Origin of the sequence: Pseudoalteromonas sp. NZS100_1 (genome assembly GCF_015864285.1) — a bacterium.
GTDB lineage: Bacteria > Pseudomonadota > Gammaproteobacteria > Enterobacterales > Alteromonadaceae > Pseudoalteromonas > Pseudoalteromonas arctica.
Map to the genome: position 1 here is coordinate 59,842 of NZ_JADYXN010000002.1, position 21,032 is coordinate 80,873.

The window sequence follows — 21,032 nt, forward strand, 5'->3', positions numbered from 1 at the left end:
AATAGAGATGAGTTAAATTATGTTACATCCTCGTATTCAAGAAGTTACCCAGCGCGTTATCGAACGCAGTAAAAATACCCGTCAAGATTATTTAGAACGTATTTCGCACGCAAAAAAACAAACAAGAGTTCGTGCCGGTTTAGGTTGCGGAAATATAGCCCATGTTATGGCTGCTTGTAGCAGTGATGACAAAGCGCGCTTAAAGGCTGATGAGCAGCCAAATCTTGCTATTATCAACTCATATAACGATATGCTTTCGGCTCATGTGCCATACAAAGATTACCCAGATTTAATTAAAGACATTGCTACCAAATTCGATGCTACAGCACAAGTTGCTGGTGGCGTTCCTGCAATGTGTGATGGTGTTACGCAAGGGCGTGACGGCATGGAACTTTCACTTTTTTCTCGTGATGTAATTGCTATGTCTACGGCAATTTCTCTTTCGCACGATGTGTTTGATGGCGTTTTTTGTTTAGGTGTTTGTGACAAAATAGTCCCGGGTTTATTAATTGGTGCATTGTCGTTTGGTCATTTACCTGTGTTCTTTTTACCAGCAGGCCCAATGCAGTCAGGTATTCCTAATAAAGAAAAAGCACGTATTCGTCAAAAATTTGCACAAGGTTTAGTAAGCCGTGAAGACTTATTAGAAGCTGAAAGCGCGTCTTATCACAGTGCAGGTACTTGTACGTTCTACGGTACTGCAAATTCAAACCAAATGTTAATGGAAATAATGGGCTTACACCTTCCTGGTAGCTCGTTTATTAATCCTTACACTGAGCTTCGCGATGGTCTTACAGGTAATGCTGTAGAAACTATGCTTAAGCAGCTTACAGATGATAAAGAAAGCCCATGTTTAGCTGATGTGATCAGCGAAAAAACGATTATAAACGGTTTAGTAGGCCTGCTTTCTACAGGTGGTTCTACTAACCATGCTATTCATATTGTTGCGATAGCAAAAGCGGCGGGCATTCAGGTTACGTGGAAAGACATGTCTGATTTATCAGAAGTTGTACCACTGCTTACACGTATTTACCCTAATGGTTCAGCTGATGTAAACCACTTCCAAGCAGCGGGCGGTATGGGTTTCTTAATGCGTGAACTAGCAAGCGCCGGTTATTTACACACAGACGTTAAAACAATGCTAGGTGATGGTTTAGCGCCATACATGACAGAGCCTCGTTTAGATAAAGACGATAGCCTGATCATGAGCAACTCAACCGGCCCAACTAAAGTTAAATGGGTAGATTGCCCAGCAAACTCACATGATGAAGAAGTGCTTCGCCCTGTGAGTAACCCTTTTAGTAAGCAAGGTGGTCTGCAACTTCTAACAGGTAACTTAGGTAAAGCCGTTATCAAAGTGTCAGCGGTTGCTATTGAGCATCAGGTTGTTACTGCTCCAGCAAAAGTATTTAGTTCACAAGGTGCTTTGCAAGATGCATACACGCGTGGCGAATTAAACCAAGACTTTATTGCCGTGCTAAAAGAGCAAGGCCCTAAAGCGAAAGGTATGCCAGAGCTACATAAATTAACGCCAGTAATGGCAACGCTTCAAGATGAAGGCTTTAAAGTAGCTATTGTTACTGACGGCCGTATGTCGGGTGCATCAGGTAAAGTACCAGCTGCTATTCACTTAGCACCAGAGGCAGTAGAAGGCGGCATTATTGCTAAAATCCGAGAAGGTGATTTAGTGACGCTTGATGCGCCAAACGGAATATTAAAAGTACACGTTAGCGACGAAGAACTTGCTAAACGTGAAGCAGAACTTAGCCAACCAAGTGCCACATTTGGTACAGGCAGAGAATTATTTACTGGATTTAGAAATATCGTAAGCAGTGCCGATTTAGGCGCGAGTGCTTTTGGACTTGAATAAATATTAGCCATACTGGGTAATGAGGAACAAGTAATGAGTATTGAAAAAATCTTAGCATCGGCACCCGTAGTGCCAGTGGTTGTAATCGAAAAATTAGAAGATGCAGCACCACTTGCAAGAGCGTTATATAACGGTGGCTTAAAAGCCTTAGAAATAACACTACGTACACCTATTGCTGCAGAAGCTGTAAAGCTGATGAAAGCAGAAGTACCTGAAGCCTATGTAGGTACTGGTACGGTAGTAGATAAAGCAAGTTTTGATCTTTCGGTTGCCGCTGGTGCAGATTTTATGGTGAGTCCAGGTGTGAGCGATGAGCTTATTGCTTTGGCTAAAACATCAGATATACCATTTTTACCAGGCGCTGCAACTGCAAGTGAAGTTATGCAACTTGCGTCGCACGGTTTTAAGTATTTAAAATTCTTCCCAGCAGAAGCTGCAGGTGGAACGGCTATGCTCAAATCAATCGGTGGCCCATTACCACACATTACTTTTTGCCCAACTGGTGGCATAAGCTTAGCAATCGCACCTAATTATTTAGCGCTTAATAACGTTATATGTGTTGGTGGTACGTGGATGCTAGATAAACAACTAATTGAAAATAAAGACTGGCAAGCAATTGAAGCGCTTGCTCGCCAAGCAAGTGAACTTAAATAGGAGTCTAAAATGATTAATGTAGCAATTAACGGTTACGGCCGTATCGGTAGAAATGTTTTACGTGCACTTTATGAGTCAGCTCAAAACAGCGAAATTAAAATTGTAGCAATTAACGATTTAGCACCTGCTAACGTTAATGCACATTTAACGCAGTATGACTCAGTTCATGGTCAATTTTCTAAAAAAGTAACACTTGAAAATAACACCATGTTAATTGACGATGACGTAATAACGTTAACGCAAGAGCGTGACCCTGCAAACTTACCGTGGAAAGCACTAAATGTAGATATCGTTTTAGAATGTACTGGTTTTTTCACTAAACGCGAAGATGCAGCTAAACATATTACTGCAGGCGCTAAAAAAGTAATCGTTTCTGCTCCAGGTAAAGATATGGATGCAACAGTGGTTCATGGTGTAAACAGCGATGTAATTAACGCTGATAGCCACATCATCTCTAATGCTTCTTGTACTACTAACTGTTTAGCACCGCTTGCAAAAGCAATTAACGACACAGTAGGTATTGAAAAAGGTAGCATGACTACTATTCATTCTTATACGAATGATCAAAATTTATCTGACGTATACCACCCTGATCTATACCGTGCTCGTAGTGCAACTCAATCTATGATCCCAACTAAAACAGGTGCTGCGGCAGCTGTTGGTTTAGTATTACCAGAACTTGCTGGTAAATTAGACGGTATGTCGGTACGTGTACCAACAATCAACGTATCTTTAGTTGATTTTACGTTTATTACTAAGCGCGATACGACTGCAGAAGAAATCAATGCAATCATGAAAGAAGCGTCAACGGGTTCAATGAAAGATATTTTACAATATAATGAGCTTCCGCTTGTTTCTATCGACTTTAACCATAACCCTGCGTCATCTATCTTTGATGCAACGCAAACTAAAGCCGATGGCAATCTAGTAAAAGTAATGGCTTGGTACGACAACGAATGGGGTTTCTCAAACCGCATGTTAGACCAAGTTAAAGCATTAGGTGCATTTTTATAAGCCCTAGTGTTGTAAAGTTTTAGCTTTATCCAACCAAGCCACGCATTGCGTGGCTTTTTTGTGTTTGGCTTATCTGTATATTTGCAACTCAGACTATGGAGGGAACTATTTATATTTTTTATATCCTAAATTTTGTTAATATTGGGTCATGGAAATCTCGTTATATTTAAACGAAGCAAGGAATAATAAAAATGATCAGAGCTTTATCACGAAAAATATTTCGCACAAATCATCTACAAATAGGTGAGGGGAACATAAGTGGCTACATAGCCTGCTTTTTAGCAATACTGAGTTGCTTAGGCGTCTTAGCTTTTCACTTTCCTGAATACTTAACCACACCAGAGCTGAGAAAAAGCTACAGTGTCGATTTTTTACGTCAGCTTATGTTTGCATCATTATTGGTCTCGGGTAGTTTGGGGCTACTTAACTTTGTACGTAATACCAATAAACGCTTAGGAGCTACAGCGTGGTTTTTTATTATTCTGGCAATTATGTTTGGCGGACCAAACGTTGAGGTAAACGAGTTTGCAAGCGACACGCCTTACATAGGGCTTGATTGGTTTATTTTAGATTTGCTCGGCTCAACGCTTATATTTATCGTGATTGAAAAGCTATTACCACATCGTAAAGATCAAAAAATATTACGTAGCGAATGGCGGGGCGATTTAAACCACTTTTTTGTAAATCATTTAATTATTGGTTTTGTATTACTCGTTACTAACCACTTTGTGCATTATGGCTTTGGCTGGGCTGTATCATCGACTATTCAAGGTTATATAGAGCAAACACCATTTGTAGTGCAGTTGTTTTTAATTATACTCGTGGCCGATTTAATGCAATATTGGGTGCATCGCGCTTATCACGAAGTTCCTTTATTATGGCGTTTTCATGGTGTACATCACAGCGCCAAAGAAATGGATTGGTTAGCGGGCTCTCGCCAGCATATTCTTGAAATACTGGTTACTCGCAGCTTAGTGCTCACGCCCATATTTGTACTTGGGTTTTCACAGCAAATAATTAGTTTGTACGTCATTATTGTGGGTTTGCAGGCTGTGTTTAATCATGCAAATGTACGCGTTAGATTTGGTTGGCTAAAATATTTCATGGTTACACCGCAGTTTCATCATTGGCATCATGCGTCAGATAAAGACGCGATTGACCGCAACTACGCTGCGCACTTTTCGTTTTTAGACTACGCGTTTGGTACTGCTGTTAAAGGTCAAAAAGAGTGGCCAAAAGCATACGGTGTAGTCGGGGATTACATGCCGATAGGTATGCTTAAACAACAGGTTTATCCGTTTAAGCGCACTAAATAGATTCAAAAGTTCGAATAAATACAAACTAAAAGGGAGCAACGTGTTATACGTTGCTCCCTTTTAGAATTTATTTAATTAATACTGAGTTATATATTTAGTTCTTCTAATAACTCAGTAAATTTAGGCCTTTGATTTAATACAGGTTGCATAGCGCGTTTTGCCATATCGGACATTTCACCAAATAGCTCACTTTGCCTATCATCGCCGGTAACCGTGCCTAATAAGTCTTCAATTAAACAGCCCAAGGCTCTTACTTCTATAAGCTCTAACTGCTTTTGTTGATACTCACTGAGCATTGCTAAATTAGTAGAAGCACCAAAATCACCAAACAAAACATCATGGTCTTGGTTAATCATAGTGTTATGCGCATAAATGTCGCCGTGACTTACTTTAAAAACATGCAAGTGATGTAAGGTACTTACCATTTGCTGTGCAATTTTTAAAATAGCCTGAGTTGAGTAATGGCAATCATTGTTAAAGGTATCACGCGTACAGGTTTCGAGGCTTGGAGGCAGGCCTAAATTAGCGAAGCTCTTATCTATTAGTTCCATCACTAAGCCTAGCTGACCACTTTGTTCAATATAAGCAAGCACCTTAATTAAACTAGCGTGGTCGCCTGCTTGTAAGCAGCAATTTACTTCATCAAGCGGGTAGCCGTCGCTGGTAATTGCACCTTTAAATAATTTAATTGCTACAGAGTTATCAGCCGATTTTGCTAAATGAATAACGCCCGAGGCACCTTGACCAATAACATGGCTAAGCGTGTAATCGTTAAGCGGTTTATTTTCTAAGCTGCACTTTGTAAGGCACTGAGCTTTATTAAAATCGTTACCGGCAAACGCCAGCCAAGCAAGTTTAGGCAGTTCAAAAAGCCAGTCGTCTACGTGTGTTAAGTTATTAGCAGAGAGCCTAACAAGCTCAAGGTTTTTACACTGCGCCATGCTACTTGGCAGTTGCTTAAGTTGATTGCCCGCAAGTGCGAGCTTTTTAAGCTGTGTAAATTGGCCAAAGGTTTGAGGCAGCTCAGTAATGTTGTTGTCGGTGAGTATGAGCCATTCAATATTTTTTGGTAAACAATAATCACTAAACTCAGTTATTTTACAGCCCTTAAATGCAACCATTATCAGAGCAGGGCACTTAGCTAAAACCGCAGGAATATGCTTAAACTGATTAAACGATAAAAATACTCGCTTAAGGCGTGTTAAACAGGCAAATTCATCAGGTAGTGTTGATAATTTATTATTTGATAAATCGAGCACTTCAAGCGTGTTAGCTAAGCTAAAAATTTCTTCAGGAAATGTGGTTAGCTCTTCTACTAATTGCAGGCGAGTAGCACCAACAAGCTTGCCACTTTTAAGCTCTTCAAGGGAATTCATATATTTATACCACGTTCTAAAAATAAAAAAGCCAACATAGCTGTTGGCTTAAAATCGTTCTAACTTACTAAATTGTTCTTTAGAATTGCGCGTTATGGTAAACGTTTTGTACGTCGTCGCAATCTTCTAGCATGGCTAAAAAGCGTTCCATAACTTCAACGTCTTCGCCTTCAATTGGCGTTTCAATTTGTGGCACAAAGCTAATTAGGTCTTCGTCAAATTCAGTCACGCCCATTTCTTCAAGCGCTGTACGTGTATTGTTATACTCTGTGTGAGGAGCAAAAACAGTGACTTTACCGTCATCTACTTCTACGTCAGTTACATCAACATCAGCCATCATAAGGGCTTCAAGTACTGCTTCGTCGTCATCACCGTCAAATACAAAAATAGCAAGGTGATCAAATAAATGTGAAACAGAGTTTTGAGCGCCAATTTTAGCATTTGCTTTGGTAAAACAAACACGTACATCAGCAAAGGTACGCTTGTTGTTGTCTGTTAAACAGTCAACAATAATCATACAGTTACCAGGGCCGTAACCTTCGTAACGTGTTGCTGAGTAGTCTTCGCCGCCGCCACCTTTTGCTTTGTCGATTGCGCGGTCAATAACGTGTGCTGGTACTTGGTCTTTTTTAGCGCGTTCAATTAAACGACGTAATGATAAGTTACCATCTGGATCTACACCGCCGTTTTTAGCACAAATATAAATTTCTTTGCCGTACTTAGAATAAACTTTAGTTTTAGCACCCGCAGTCTTAGCCATTGAATCTTTTTTGTTTTGGTAAGCTCTTCCCATCTGCGTTTCGCCTTAATATATGTAAATAATAGAATAAAATTATAATGCGTATTCTAAAGGTAAATGCATTCAAGGGCTAGTAAGTATTAAAGCCGATTAAAACTGTAGCGTTTAAAGTCCATCTAAAGTGCATTTTAGTGAGGGATTATCGAGGGATTTAGACGTTGGAATTATATCTATTATTGTAAATTTAACTCAATAAAAAAGGCAACCTGTATAACAGGTTGCCTTACTAAGTAATAAAATGTAAGTATTACTTACCAAATACGTACACGTTCATCTTCAGGAAGGTATAACTCATCGCCTTGCTTTACATCAAACGCTTTGTACCATGCATCGTGGTTACGTGGCGCTTGTGCTCTAAAGCGACCTGGGGCATGCGTGCCACCACGCAGTTGGTTAAGCATGCTTTGCTCAGTACGTTTTTCTTTCCATACTTGTGCCCACGCAAGGAAGAAACGTTGATCGCCAGTCACGCCGTCTATTACAGGCGCTTCTTTACCATTTAAACTTAGCTTGTACGCATGATAGGCCATTGACAAACCACCCACATCACCAATATTTTCGCCAAGGCTATTTCGACCATTAACAAAATTACCTTCAATTGGCTCGTATTTACTGTACTGCGCAGCCAGTTGATCGGCTTTTTTGTCAAATGCAGCGCGGTCAGCATCAGTCCACCAATTACGTTGCACACCGTTTTCGTCTGATTTTGAACCCTGATCGTCAAATCCATGACCCATTTCGTGACCAATTACAGCGCCAATACCGCCATAGTTTACAGCCGGATCGGCATTTGGATCGAAAAACGGCGGTTGTAATATCGCAGCCGGAAATACAATTTCATTAAACGAGCTATTGTAGTAAGCGTTTACGCGTTGTGGCGTCATGCCCCAGCGGTTACGGTCTGTTTTTTGTAGCTCTTTTTCAACACTTTCTGCGTGGAAAAAATCACGCATGTTTTTCACATTACCAATCAAATCGTTTTTAGTAATGCTTAAACCATCATAAGACTGCCATACATCGGGGTAACCAATTTTTGGTACAAATGCAGCCAGTTTAGCGCGCGCATTTACTTTAGTTGCATCGCCCATCCACTCTAGGTTATCAATACGTTCACCAAGGGCTGTACGAAGGTTTTCAACTAGCTCTGACATTTGTTGTTTTGATGACTCAGGGAAGTAACGCGCTACGTATATTTTACCAATAGCAAAACCAAGCGAACTTGTGCCTGACATTTCACTTATTGCACGTTTCCATCGAGGACGAGGTTCTTGTTGTCCGTTTAGTTCTTTACCAAAAAAAGCAAAATTAGTATTAAATACGTCCTCTGATAGTAAACCTGCGTTACCGCTAATAGCGTGATACGTTAGGTAGTCTTTCCATACTGCAATATCTTCTTGATTGATTAGCTCAATCATCGCTTTTATTGGCTCAGGCTGAGATACATTTAACTGAGGTACTTTATAACCTGTTTGCGCAAAGTATAAATCCCAGTTAAAGCCAGGATAAGCAGTGCTTAAATCGGCACGTTCAACTTGGTTTAGGGTTAAATCGCGATTACGGCGCTTTTCACGAGGCCAATGACCTTGTGCAATTTTAGTTTCAAGATCAACAATTGCTTGAGCACGCTTAGCGGTATTTTCAGTGCCTGCAAACTCAAGCATGTCAGCAATGTGAGCAACATAAGCTGTACGGGTTTTTACAAAGCGCTCAGCGTCTTCAAGGTAGTAAGAGCGATCTGGTAGGCCTAACCCACCCGCACCTAGTGACATTTCATATTTGTTAGGGTCTAGGCGATTAAACCACATACCGCCGCCAAAAGGGGCTTTATTACCGGTTAACCAAGACTTACCAAACATTTCAGCTAAATCGTCAGTCGACGATATATCACTAATTTCACTTAACAATGGCTTGATAGGCGCTACACCTAGTTTATTAAGTGTCTCGGTATCCATATAGGCGTTGTAAAAATCAGCAACGAGTTTTTCTTCTGCGTTTAAATCTTTACGTGCTGCTATTTCTTCAATAATAGCTTTAACATCGCCTTCGCTTCGCTCAGCTAACCCTGAAAATGCACCGTAGCGGGTTTTATCTGCAGGCATTTCGTAGTTGTCATACCATGTGCCACTGGCATACATAAAAAAGTCATCGCCTGGTTTAACGGCTTCGTTACGGGCTGTTAAATCAACACCAAAACTACCTAATTCTGCTTTTTCTGCCACTGTTGCTGTGGCTACTTTAGGTTGTTGCTCGTCTGTTTTTGTTGTTTGCGGCTCTGAACAACCGGTAATAAATGTGGCAGCTAATGCTGCGGCAATTAAACTCTTTTTCATTATGTTCCCCTGAGGAGCTTTTTTGGATTCAAATAGGTATGAATCATTTTTATTGTTATGAATATTTAACTTATCGATTGTTATTGATATTAATCATACAAACAAACCTTTTGAGGTGAATCACCACAGCGCTCGATAAAGCTTAGATTAAGCAAGAAGAGCAAGATTAAAAGCGCGAGGTAAACTCCCGCCCACAGTTAATAGCGATGTTTCGATTTATTCGTGGGCTTGAGGCTTAAATTTATGTGTAGGCGGGGCTTTATGCCGCGCTTGTTTAAGTTAGCTCAAAAAGTGCGAGGTAAACTCACACCTACGGTTTAACAGCAATGTTTCGATTTATTCGTGGGCTACGGCTTTAATTTATTTGTAGGCGCGGCTTTATGCCGCGCTTGTTTAAGTTAGCTCAAAAAGCACGAGGTAAACTCACGCCTACGGTTTAATAGCGATGTTTAGATGTATTCGTGGGCTGGGGCTTAAATTTATGTGTAGGCGGGGCTTTATGCCGCGCTTGTTTAAATTGGCTCAAAAAGCGCGAGGTAAACTCCTGCCTATATTTAATAGCGATGCTTAGATGTATTCGTGGGCTGGGGCTTAAATTTATGTGTAGGCGAGGCTTTATGCCGCGCTTGTTTAAATTAGCTCAAAAAGCGCGAGGTAAACTCACGCCTACGGTTTAATAGCGATGCTTAGATGTATTCGTGGGCTGGGGCTTAAATTTATGTGTAGGCGGGGCTTTATGCCGCGATTGTTTAAATTAGCTCAAAAAGCGCGAGGTAAACTCACGCCTACTATCCCTTATTTTTTATGCTGTAGTTCCCACATACGAGCGTATTCTCCGGCGAGTGCAAGTAACTCATCGTGCTTACCTTGCTCAATAATTTGTCCGGCTTTGAGCACAATAATGGTGTCTGCATCGGTAATAGTAGAAAGGCGATGGGCAATAACAATACTCGTATGGTTACTGGCAACTTCACGCATTGCTGCGAGTATAGCTTGCTCAGAATGAGAGTCGAGAGCAGAAGTTGCTTCATCAAAAATTAAAATAGGGGACTTTTTCAAAATAGCGCGCGCAATAGCAATACGCTGTTTTTCGCCGCCGGATACTTTTAAACCGCGCTCGCCAACCAGCGTTTTATCGCCTTTATCAAGAGTTGCTATAAAGTTTTTTAAATGCGCCATAGCAATGGCTTCATCAATTTCTGCATCGCTTGCTGATGGCCTACCGTAAGCGATATTTTCACGAATAGTCGTGTTAAACAGCACGGTATCTTGCGGGACTATTGCAATGGCTTTTCGTAAACTATTAAGTGTTACTGAATTTATGGCTTGATTATCAATACTAATTTCACCACCGCTTACATCATAAAAACGATAAAGAAGTCGGGCTAATGAGCTTTTACCAGCACCACTGGCACCAACAATGGCTACTTTGCTGCCAGCTTTAACACTAAAGCTAAGGTTATTAAGAATAGGGCGATGCGCATCGTAACTAAAACTTACATTTTTAAATGTTATTTCACCTTGGCTAATATTGAGTTCTTTTGCATTAAGTGCATCGGTTATTTGTGGTTTTTTGTTAAGTAGCCCAAGCATATTTTCAAGATCGGTTAGCGCGCGTCTTATTTCGCGGTACACAAAACCTAAAAAGTTAAGCGGTAAAAATAATTGAATCATATACGCGTTAATCATCACAAGTTCACCAATAGAGAGCGCACCTGCAACTACTTCGGTTGAGCCCAACCACATTAACGCGGTAATAGCACAAGCAATAATAAGCGCTTGGCCTGAATTGAGCGCGAGCAACGACATTCTATTTTTTAAACGGGCTTTTTCCCAGTTTGCTAAAAAGGTGTCGTATGTTTTTGCTTCAAACTGCTCATTATTAAAATATTTTACAGTTTCATAATTAAGTAGGCTGTCTATGGCGCGGGTATTACTTTGATTGTCGGCAGCATTTGCTTCTCTAATAAAGCGGTTTCGCCACTGAGTAACCACCACAGTAAAAGTAATATAAATAGCGACGGCCAGTAATGTAATAAGCGCAAACCAAACAGAAAACAACGTGCCAAAAATAATCGCAACGGTCAGTATTTCAAACAAAGTAGGCACAATGTTAAACATTAAAAAACGCATTAAAAAACTTAACCCGCTAGTACCGCGTTCTATATCGCGGCTAATACCGCCAGTTTGCCTGTCTAAATGAAAAGCCAGCTCAAGCGAGTGCAAATGCTTAAATACTTTTAAACCAATATCACGCATGGCGTGCTCGGTTACGCGCGAAAATACAGCATCTCTTATTTCACCTAAAAATACACTGGCAAAACGCAGCGCGCCGTACATCAATAACAATAAAGCGGGAATAACTAGCAGTGGGTTAATCGACTTATCAACCGAGTCTATTATTTCTTTAAGTGCCCAAGGCATTAAAAGCGTGGCACCTTTTGCGCCTATAAGCGCCATAAGTGCAATAAAAACACGGCCTTTAAATTTTGTAAGGTAGGGCCACAGTGTTTTTACACTTTGGCGTAAATTCATGGCGTCTGGTCGTTTTTCACTGCTTTGTCTGGGGCGCATTAAAAGTCTCAGTAAAATTAAAATAGATAGTAAATAACTAAAGGCTATTGTATTTCAAATACTAGCCCTTATATACTACGCATCCCTTATTTTAGTTTTAAAACGTGAATGTTTAAATTTAGAGTGTTTTTAACTGCCTTTTTGCTACTTGCTGCACTTTTTAGTGTGCAAAGCAATGCTATGGACGCCTCACAAAATTTAAATATTAATGTAAGTACGCAGGTTTCGCTTACTGATATTACCGATCTAACTAAAATACAGCCTATTACTAAGTCTGTAGATACTACGCAGCATAAAAAAACGCATCAAACCGATTTTGACGCGCACCAACCAAGGTTAACTGCCAATAATTCATCATTGTTTTTGCACACTGTTCAAAGTGAGTCTGAATACGATGTTGTTTTTGAATTTTTTGCTCAAAACCTTGTTAGGCATATATTTTTAAAACCACGCGCTGTTAACCCTATACAACCTTGGTACACGTTTGTTACTAATAGTAAAAAGTCGCGTTTGAGTGGCTGGAAAGACGTTAACTTACTCTACACTGCTGTCACTACCTACCACGCTTAATTTTCCTTATTTAATTTTATTTAGGTTTTAACTTTTAAAGTTTTAGCCTGCAGATTAATTGTGCTTTTAAAAAGTACGTTATCAGCTAATGGCTGATAGTAAGGATTAAACATGTTAAGTTTTAAAAAAGATAAAAAGCCGTCTACGGCTAAGTTCAAATTAAGCTATATAGCCATGCTAATAGTATTGGTATTATTAGCTATTAGCGCATTACCAAACCTATATCCAAATAAATCGTGGTTGCACATCAGTACTGCTCCGCACAGCGAAACACAATCTTTACCGAGCACTAAAACCCTAGTTACCTTTTTAAATAACCAAGGGCTTGAGGTTGAGCAGGGCGTAGATAAACAGTCAACTATTAATGTACTTTTAAACGAGCCAACTAAAAGCGCTCAGGCGCAAGCGGCTATAAAAGCGCAATACCCAAACACGCAAGTAAAAATTGTTGAGCATGCAACCAGCCCTACATGGTTACAAGATTTTGGTTTATCGCCAATAAAGCTGGGCCTTGATTTAAATGGCGGTGTGCTATTTGTACTAGACGTAGATTTAGATAAAGCCGTTGATGAGCAATTAGTCAGTGCGTATCAACAAGCTAAATCAATTATTATTAAGCAAAAAGCACATGGTATAAAAGCGCAGCAAACTCAGCACGGGTTTGAAATAAACGCATTGCCTAATGCAACCGACAAGTTAACCCCTGTTATTGAAGAGCTACAAAGCCGCTTTGCTAATTTAGCCGTTGTAACAAGCAATAACGGCAGCGTTAAAACCGCCAAATTTAGTTATTCAGAGCAAGGCCGCAGTGCGTTTGATAAAGAAGTAATGGGGCAAACCCTTACAACTCTTCGTTCACGTATTGAAGAGTTAGGTATTACCGAAGCGGTAACACAGCAACAAGGCAAACATCGCATTCGTATAGAGCTACCAGGTGTGCAAGATCCAACCGAAGCAAAACGTATTATTGGTGCAACTGCATCGCTTGGTTTTTATCAATTAAAAGAAATAGGCGGACAAACATTTAATATGCAATCGGGCGGTACGATTGAGCTTGACCCTGTGCCAATTTTTACAGGAGACCATATTAATAATGCAAACATAGGCCGCGACGATTGGGGTAAACCACTGGTACAGCTAAGCCTAGACGGCCAAGGCGGGGATGCAATGTCGGCGTTTTCAAAAGCCAATATTGGTAAGCCAATGGCGACGGTCTACTCTGAGTACTCTCAAAATGCTAAAGGCGAAGTAGTTAAAAAAAGCGAAGTTATTAATGTTGCTAATATTGCTCAGCATTTAAGTTCGCGTTTTAGTATTACCAATATGAAAAGCCAACAAGCTGCAGCCGACCTTGCATTGCTACTACGTGCAGGCTCGCTTACCGCGCCCGTTACAATTGTGCACGAACAAACAATAGGGCCAAGCCTCGGCAGCGAAAACATTAGTAATGGCTTAGCTGCGCTTATGTTAGGTATGGGTATTACCCTTGCATTTATGGCGCTTTGGTATCGCCGTTTAGGCCTTATTGCAAACGTGGCACTTATATTAAATTTAACGTCGCTTGTGGGTTTAATGTCATTATTACCAGGGGTTGTGTTAACGCTGCCGGGTATTGCAGGCCTAGTGCTAACTATAGGTATGGCGGTAGACACTAACGTAATAATATTTGAACGCATTAAAGAAGAGCGCCGCCAAGGCCGTGCACCGTATCAGGCTATTCAAGAGGGGTATAAACAAGCCGCAAATACAATATTTGATGCCAATATAACCACCATGATCACCGCACTTATTTTATATGGCATAGGCTATGGGCCCGTTAAAGGTTTTGCCATTACACTCGCACTGGGGCTTTTAACGTCTGTATTTACAGGTGTGTACGTATCAAAAATATTAAGCCAAACGTTGTATTTAAAAATGGGTAAAAAAGCAGGAGTAAAAGCACATGCTTAACACTTTTTTGAAAGGTGAAAAGGGCACACGTTTACGTTTTATGGGTATGCTTTTAAGTGCTATTTTAGTGCTGCTATCGGTATTTACGCTTACGCAAAAAGGGCTAAATTTCGGCCTGGATTTTACCGGCGGTTATTTAACTGAGTTTACAACCAACCAAAGTGTTGAACTAAAAGAGCTTCAATCGTTTATTGCTAAAAATCACAACGGTGATTTTGAGCTAACCGCGCAAGGTAATAGCCATTTTCAATTAAGAGAAGCGCCAAGTACATCAACTACATCAACAACAGCTAATAGCCTTGATTGGCAAAGCGCTGTTACACAAAACGATTATATAAACGCACAGGTTTTATCGTCGGCCTATATTGGCTCGCAAGTGGGCGATGAGTTATTTGATCAAGGCTGTTTAGCCATGTTTACTGCAATGATTGCGGTAATGCTTTACCTTGCAGTGCGTTTTGAATGGCGTTTAGCTGTTGGCTCTGTGGTTGCGCTAGTGCACGATTTAATACTCGTACTTGGGTTATTTTCACTATTACAAATTGAGTTTAACCTAACCGTGCTGGCCAGCTTACTGGCTATTATTGGTTACTCACTTAACGACTCAATAATAGTGGGAGATAGAGTACGCGAGCTTTTACGTGTCAAATCAAACAATGTACTTAGCCCAGCGACTATTATTAATAATGCGATTAAAAGTACGCTAACACGTACCTTAATAACGTCGGGTACCACACTTGCTACGGTTGCCAGCGTTTGGTTACTTGCAGGCGCACCACTGCAAGGCTTTGCTATTGCATTATTTACCGGCATTGTAGTGGGTACGTTCTCGTCTATATGTATAGCGGCAACCTTGCCAGAACTATTGGGCTTAAGCGCTAAAAACTACGAAGTTAAAGTAGATGCTCACACGCAAACATTATTAGATATGCCATAAGGTTTTTAATAAAGCACAAGCAAAGAGCCGTACCAACCAATCAATGGCTCTTTGCTAGTTTAATGCTTATTTAACCCTGGGGTATTCCAACCAACCTAGCGGGGTTTAAAACAATGGTTTTAAGCCCCGCAAAAATGTTAAACTAACTGCCTTATTTTTTACAGCCTGTATTGTATTAATCCCCATGAATAAAACCCACGTTATCGAACATCTTCGTTTTGCACTAGAAGCGCAGCTTACAACAGCAAAAGTAGCGGCAAAAACTGCGCACGACACCGCCACACATGAAGAAAACATAGCCGAAAATAAATACGATACCCTAGGGCTCGAAGCCGCTTATTTAGCACAAGGCCAAGCCCAGCGCGTAAACGATTGCTATAAAAGCATAGAATTGTTTGAACCTGCCTTTAACGAAAAACCAACCGACAAAATAGCTATCGGTTCGCTGGTGTGTTTAGAAGATGATAACGCAGCGCAAAAATGGTTTTATTTAGGCCCAGCCGCTGGTGGTTTAACAGTAAACGTTAAACAGCATTCCATTGCCGTTGTAACACCCGGCGCACCAATGGGTAAGCAGTTATTAAATAAACAGATTGATGATGAAATTACGTTAACAATAGCAGGTAAAGTCCACGAATATATGGTTGTAGAGATTTTATAAAGCTAAAATATGTAATTTTTGAAATATATGAAATTAAGTTTTTAGATTTCCTATTTCAAGTTTTTATGTATGAATTAGGAAAATAGACCTTGATCTGCGATTTTGCTAATGTGTCACACAAATAACTTTTTCTTTGAGGTATTCATGGAAGATAACGAAAGAATAAATCAACAAAAATCTGAAAGTAATTTAAGTCAAAAAAATAAAACACTAGGTTTATTTAAAAGACTAAAGATTTCTTTTATCAGTTGGGTGATGGAAAATACCGTATTAATACTGTTTATCGTTACAGGCTTATATGGTTTAGGATTATTGCTTTTTGGGCTCTATAATGGAGTTTATTTATCAGAGTTAGTTGGATTGTATGCGGATTTAAAAATCAAAGAATCTTCTGATTCATACATAATTTCTTTTTACGCATCTGCAGAGCAGGATTATTGGTTTTTCGTATTTATAGGAATCATGGCGTGGTTTATTAGTTTTTTGAGCTCGAGGAAAGAAGCAAAAAATGATAAATTAATAACAAAAATAAATCATTTTTTTCCAGAAATAGATCCAAGTTCTGCACATATGCGGTATCTTGAGCAAAAAATTAATGAATTATCTTGTATAGCTGATTACGTTTCACGAAAGGTGATCATTAGCTCTTTTGAGAATAATTTGATAGAGACACAAATAACTGTTGTTACAAAGTTAGTGAATATCCATCATAATCATGACTTAACAGAGAATTTTGGTGAGTTTTATGTGACTCAGGATGATGCAGTAAAAAGTAAAAAGCCTTGGGGTAGGCTAAATATGTTTATTTTTGATACTCCTTCTATGGGATCGGAAGAGTTAGTTAAACCACAGAACTTTCCCGCGGATAAATTCCACGAAAAATATAATATAAAACTTAATAGGGAAGAAGTTGGGACATTAAGCAGTAACTATTCATCTTGGGCTGAGGTAAGGGAAAACTCTGAATTAACCCCAGCATTTTTTACCCGTCAATATTGCTTTGAAATAGTTAACAATACAGCATCAAGGTTGAAAATAAGAGTATCTTGTACTAGACACCCAGATTCCGTTATTATTTTAGCACCAGATAAGGGAATGGATGCCGCGCTTGTATTTAAAAACATACGTCCAGACGAAGATTCAATTATAATAAATGTAGAGGAAGAAACTTAAAATTTATCTATATTTGTAATTGTATGTACAAACATTTTACGTTATTCTGAATCTATTCCGGTAAGGTATAAATAATATCTTCTATAAGGTGATTATTATGATGAATAAAGTTAAAGGCATGTAAGCCTAAATTTAAAATACCTAAAAGGCGGTTTATTACCGCCTTAATTATTTAACACACATTTAAACTTCAATTGTTAGCCTTTTTTACTAAATTCCGCTGTTACTATCATTTCGCCAATACCTTCTATTTTACAATCAAGTTCGTGATCTCTTTTATCAAGCACTCTTCTAACTACCGCTTTGGTACCAATTTTAATTACTTGCGAGCTGCCTTTAATTTTTAAATCTTTGGCTACTGTCATTTTGTCGCCATCATTTAGCAAGGTGCCGTTGGCATCTTTAACTCAAATAGCGTATTAATCGTTTGTATTATTTGGGTTCCACTCATGAGCGCACTCGGGGCAAACAAGCAGTTGTTGGTCTTCGTAAATATAATCACATTGGCATTTTGGGCAGAATAACAGTGACACCGATCCTGATTTTTGCAGTTTAGCGAATTAACTACTAGGCTATTATAAGTGTGAAAAATAAGCAGGGTGTTTTATGGCAATCGCAAGAAAGCGTCAAGCAAGTTTGGTTGATACAAGATATTATCACTGTATTTCACGGTGTGTTCGTCGTGCCTTTCTGTGTGGTGAAGACCACTTTACAGGTAAGTCTTTCGAACATCGACGAGGCTGGGTTGAAGACAAACAGAATAATTAAGATGACACCCATCCTAACTATTACGAAAAAATCTAACAAAACAGCATGAAGAGTGCATTATTATAAATAATTAAACACGCAAAAAGTTGAGCTATGTAGACAAAATGAAAGTAAAAATAGACAGCCCAATCGGACAACGACAGCTGTTTATTAAATAATGGCAAACGACTCGGCTGTATCGAACCGGCTTTCCTTTAAATAAAAAGCGTAACATAACAGTGAATAAATTTTATTGACCACTACACATGAATAAATTGACCTTACGAGGTCAAACGCAAGTGAATACGCAATGGCAACTGTATTGCCTTGTTCATAATATAGAAAAACTGCAAAACACGATGCATTAAGAAAGGCAGAACCTTTTAACCTCAAATAAGCCACTCAGACATCTGTAATCCCTTCCAAAACACCAATTGAAACAACACCAAACACTTTTTTATATGTTACGTAAAAATACAGTAATCGATTGAACCAAAATAGGAACTCGGCTATGGTTTGTTTTCAATAAAAACAAATAAAAAAACGAGTTAATCTACAGGCTCGTTAGCTTCTAATGGAGTCAGATGAAACCTTCAACCTTAAATACCTTACTCGTTGCAAAATCCATCTATGGAGAAACGAAATATTTAGTTAACTCTGGTGATAAACACTCCAGTACTGCTGGCATTATTTTATTACAAGATTTTGTGGAATTGGTTGTTTTAGCTACTTTAGATGAACTAGATATTGATGAAAAAAGAAACTTGGAATCAAAATCGTTTGATGAACTTCTAGGTGAGTTAAAACGAAACAAAGTTCCTGTTATAAAGTCAGGTACGATTAAAGCATTAAATAAACAGCGTGTTATATCTAAGCATTATGGTCAACTCGCTGAACCTGCCTCTGTTGTAAATTACTTCAACACTGCAATGAAATTTGTTGATGGGCTATTACTACATGTTGTTGGTTGCAAATTACAAGAAGTATTCTTAATTGATGTTCTCAAAGAAGGGAAAGTAAAAAATATTATTAAAGAAGCACTTGAACATTCTGAGAATGGAAAGCACTTTGAATCTTTAATCGATCTACGTAAGGCTTTTTTTGTTGCTTACGAAAGGGAATTTTCTGTCTATGGATGGAGAAATGAACCCAAAAACTCTAAAAATAGATTAGGTTTAGGGCTATTTGGTAAGGGGGGGCTTAAAGCTCATCATTGGACGACAAATAAAGAGTGGATTACAGAACAAGTAAAAAAACCAACTGATTATATACAACTCAATCATGAGCAATTAAAAATTGATTGTATTGAGTGGGGGGTAAATACAGTAGACATTGAAAACTTCCGCCGATTATCCCCAAGTGTTGTGGAAACTGAAGAAGGTAAGTGGCACTTTGATTATGATTCAAATTTTGCCGCAAATGAATTCAATGCGGATAATTTTAAATATTGCTTAGATTTATTATTAGATTTCCTATTAAAAAAACAAGAATTTGACTCTAGTAGAAAGTGGCCTAAAAAAGATAATCCTACATTAACTCCTCCAATTTATGTAGGTAAAGAAATTTATGAGCAACCAGATCAAACATCAAAAATGGTTGCAGTGGTTAAAGAAGATTATCTTTATACAGTTGACAGGATCGTGTCAGGATTTAATTCAGATGAGAGGTATTTATTTGTTCATTTATACCCTAAAGAAACTGAGTTTACTTTCTCAGATCATATATGGGGATACCTGTTGAATTAACGAAGCTAACAAGGCAAAGTAGTAGGATAAAAACAGTTTGCTGTTTTCGTGCCTCAACATTTTAGCAAACAATTTTTTGCCTCTGTTTGAGGCGTTAGTTTTCAGGTGGAATCTTGAGAATATTATCTTTTCTAATCGCTTTATTACTATCTGCTTCTGTTTTTTCTAAGGAAAACAATAGTAAGTATTTTGTATTTATAGGTGAAAAAGTTAGTTTTGAGCATGTCCAACCTAATAAAGGTGAACGTACTTTTGATCGTCAATATTTATCAACATACAAAATCATTGCGCCAGTTCTAGGTGAGTATAATGGCAAGGAGATTATGTTTACCGCCTTTGACCACTATGGTAAACCACCATTTCTAAAATATGATCATGTGCTACTTTATTTAGTGTTACAAGATGGACGTTATTATCATTCTAAGTATCAATACACTCCGCTTTATAAAACGTTGGACTGGGTCATACTCAACGTATGACTACAATCATTCTTATAATGAAAATACTAAAATAAAACCAGAAAAAATAGATTTCTTAAATCCTGTATTAATCGATATAAGTGATTATGAAAACGCTGATTTGCAATTATGGTTTCCTACACCGTATTATCAAATCAAGGGAAATACAGCCATCGCAGTGTATGGTAATTATGTCGAGCAATTATTTACTCTTAAGCAATCAGGCGTTTTGAAAGCTCGTGGCAATTTCCAGTAAAAAGAAAGCTAACAACACGCCCTGAGGTGGACGACTAGTAAAATTTAGCTATTAATTGCAAATTTTAAAAGTGATGAGCCTCTACGTTTTAAGGCCGCTAAATACGTCGATTCATCGTAGGGTGCATTCGTTTTCCAGCACCTAAATACAATCCTTATCCATTTAAAGGCCAGCCCACTCTACAAATGTTTGCCTTAAAAAAAGTGGGGCAACTATAACGCCAATGAGTCCACATCTTTTGACCACTGCGCTCAATAACAGGCGCTATACCCGCGTACTTTTGAAGCTCTGCAGCATCATTGTAACGCGCTAAGAGAATAGAAAAAATTATTCACTTTATAGAACAGTGAGATTAAATCAATGGGCTCAGTACACTTGATTTGGTTATTCAGAGCAAAGCAGGCGCTCTGCTTTCATTGATTGTTGTCCTTTTTGAGTATCTAATTAAATTAATAACTGGAATACAAAAAGCTAAGCTATGCAAACAGTTTTCTCTCAAAACTGACTAAAGTTATTCTATATCATTTAAACTTTAATTTGTGAAAGTAAACATTTGACGGAAAAAAGTCGAAGAGTATATTTTTACTTACTTATTAAATTAT

Annotated in this window: 16 protein-coding genes and 3 pseudogenes; 13 read left to right on the top strand and 6 right to left on the bottom strand. The window is 38.8% G+C overall.

Annotation, left to right across the window (positions count from 1 at the left end; translation table 11 throughout):
* The first annotated feature begins 19 nt into the window (after positions 1-19).
* The 4 genes from edd to I6F66_RS01660 all read left to right on the top strand — a co-directional run bounded on the left by edd (position 20) and on the right by I6F66_RS01660 (position 4,854).
* Entirely contained in the window at positions 20-1,870 is a 1,851-nt protein-coding gene (gene edd / locus I6F66_RS01645) for a phosphogluconate dehydratase (RefSeq protein ID WP_165740596.1), read from the top strand.
* Between the two features lie 33 nt (positions 1,871-1,903).
* A complete protein-coding gene (gene eda, locus I6F66_RS01650) occupies positions 1,904-2,524 on the top strand; it encodes a bifunctional 4-hydroxy-2-oxoglutarate aldolase/2-dehydro-3-deoxy-phosphogluconate aldolase (RefSeq protein WP_197208537.1) in 621 nt (206 codons plus the stop codon).
* Positions 2,525-2,533: 9 nt separating this feature from the next.
* The gene (gap, locus tag I6F66_RS01655; protein WP_165727417.1) at positions 2,534-3,538 is read left to right on the top strand and encodes a type I glyceraldehyde-3-phosphate dehydrogenase; all 1,005 of its coding nucleotides are present in this window, start codon (positions 2,534-2,536) and stop codon (positions 3,536-3,538) included.
* A gap of 191 nt (positions 3,539-3,729) precedes the next feature.
* Positions 3,730-4,854 (top strand): sterol desaturase family protein, encoded by a 1,125-nt coding sequence (locus tag I6F66_RS01660; RefSeq protein WP_197208540.1) that lies wholly within the window; start codon positions 3,730-3,732, stop codon positions 4,852-4,854.
* Positions 4,855-4,940: 86 nt separating this feature from the next.
* Here I6F66_RS01660 and I6F66_RS01665 read toward each other — a convergent pair whose 3' ends face one another.
* From I6F66_RS01665 to I6F66_RS01680, 4 genes are all read right to left on the bottom strand, one after another.
* Positions 4,941-6,230 (bottom strand): leucine-rich repeat domain-containing protein, encoded by a 1,290-nt coding sequence (locus I6F66_RS01665; RefSeq protein WP_197208542.1) that lies wholly within the window; start codon positions 6,228-6,230, stop codon positions 4,941-4,943.
* A 79-nt stretch (positions 6,231-6,309) separates the two neighbouring features.
* Positions 6,310-7,023 carry a YebC/PmpR family DNA-binding transcriptional regulator gene (locus I6F66_RS01670; RefSeq protein ID WP_010555049.1) on the bottom strand — a complete coding sequence of 238 codons (714 nt, stop codon included), beginning with the start codon at positions 7,021-7,023 and terminating at the stop codon, positions 6,310-6,312.
* Positions 7,024-7,280: 257 nt separating this feature from the next.
* On the bottom strand, positions 7,281-9,359 hold the full coding sequence (locus I6F66_RS01675) for a M13 family metallopeptidase (protein ID WP_197175256.1): 2,079 nt from the start codon (positions 9,357-9,359) through the stop codon (positions 7,281-7,283).
* Between the two features lie 795 nt (positions 9,360-10,154).
* On the bottom strand, positions 10,155-11,933 hold the full coding sequence (locus I6F66_RS01680; protein WP_197139521.1) for an ABC transporter ATP-binding protein/permease: 1,779 nt from the start codon (positions 11,931-11,933) through the stop codon (positions 10,155-10,157).
* Between the two features lie 108 nt (positions 11,934-12,041).
* On the opposite strand from I6F66_RS01680, the gene I6F66_RS01685 reads away from it, so the two are divergent.
* The 5 genes from I6F66_RS01685 (at position 12,042) to I6F66_RS01705 (ending at position 17,224) form a co-directional block, all read left to right on the top strand.
* Positions 12,042-12,503, top strand: a complete 462-nt coding sequence (locus I6F66_RS01685; RefSeq protein WP_165740708.1) for a hypothetical protein — start codon at positions 12,042-12,044, stop codon at positions 12,501-12,503.
* A gap of 111 nt (positions 12,504-12,614) precedes the next feature.
* Positions 12,615-14,453 (top strand): protein translocase subunit SecD, encoded by a 1,839-nt coding sequence (secD, locus tag I6F66_RS01690; protein ID WP_197178793.1) that lies wholly within the window; start codon positions 12,615-12,617, stop codon positions 14,451-14,453.
* A complete protein-coding gene (gene secF / locus I6F66_RS01695; RefSeq protein WP_197208545.1) occupies positions 14,446-15,390 on the top strand; it encodes a protein translocase subunit SecF in 945 nt (314 codons plus the stop codon). Before secD ends, secF begins: the two co-directional genes overlap by 8 nt.
* Before the next feature lie 184 nt (positions 15,391-15,574).
* Entirely contained in the window at positions 15,575-16,051 is a 477-nt protein-coding gene (locus I6F66_RS01700; RefSeq protein ID WP_197208547.1) for a GreA/GreB family elongation factor, read from the top strand.
* A 144-nt stretch (positions 16,052-16,195) separates the two neighbouring features.
* Positions 16,196-17,224, top strand: a complete 1,029-nt coding sequence (locus I6F66_RS01705; protein ID WP_197208549.1) for a hypothetical protein — start codon at positions 16,196-16,198, stop codon at positions 17,222-17,224.
* Between the two features lie 197 nt (positions 17,225-17,421).
* Here the strand turns inward: I6F66_RS01705 and I6F66_RS01710 are convergent.
* Positions 17,422-17,757 (bottom strand): annotated as a pseudogene (locus I6F66_RS01710) (zinc ribbon domain-containing protein YjdM).
* Between the two features lie 73 nt (positions 17,758-17,830).
* Here I6F66_RS01710 and I6F66_RS01715 point away from each other — a divergent pair.
* The 4 genes and pseudogenes from I6F66_RS01715 to I6F66_RS01730 form a co-directional block, all read left to right on the top strand.
* Positions 17,831-17,980 (top strand): annotated as a pseudogene (locus I6F66_RS01715) (Mobile element protein); the annotation flags it as partial.
* A 257-nt stretch (positions 17,981-18,237) separates the two neighbouring features.
* Positions 18,238-18,339: a transposase gene (locus I6F66_RS22505; protein ID WP_231611812.1), complete on the top strand. Its 102-nt coding sequence runs from the start codon at positions 18,238-18,240 to the stop codon at positions 18,337-18,339.
* A 216-nt stretch (positions 18,340-18,555) separates the two neighbouring features.
* A complete protein-coding gene (locus tag I6F66_RS01725) occupies positions 18,556-19,716 on the top strand; it encodes a hypothetical protein (protein ID WP_197208551.1) in 1,161 nt (386 codons plus the stop codon).
* Between the two features lie 113 nt (positions 19,717-19,829).
* On the top strand, positions 19,830-20,195 hold the full coding sequence (locus tag I6F66_RS01730) for a hypothetical protein (RefSeq protein ID WP_197208553.1): 366 nt from the start codon (positions 19,830-19,832) through the stop codon (positions 20,193-20,195).
* Positions 20,196-20,474: 279 nt separating this feature from the next.
* Here I6F66_RS01730 and I6F66_RS01735 read toward each other — a convergent pair.
* Positions 20,475-20,740 (bottom strand): annotated as a pseudogene (locus I6F66_RS01735) (transposase); the annotation flags it as partial.
* Between the last annotated feature and the right edge of the window lie 292 nt (positions 20,741-21,032).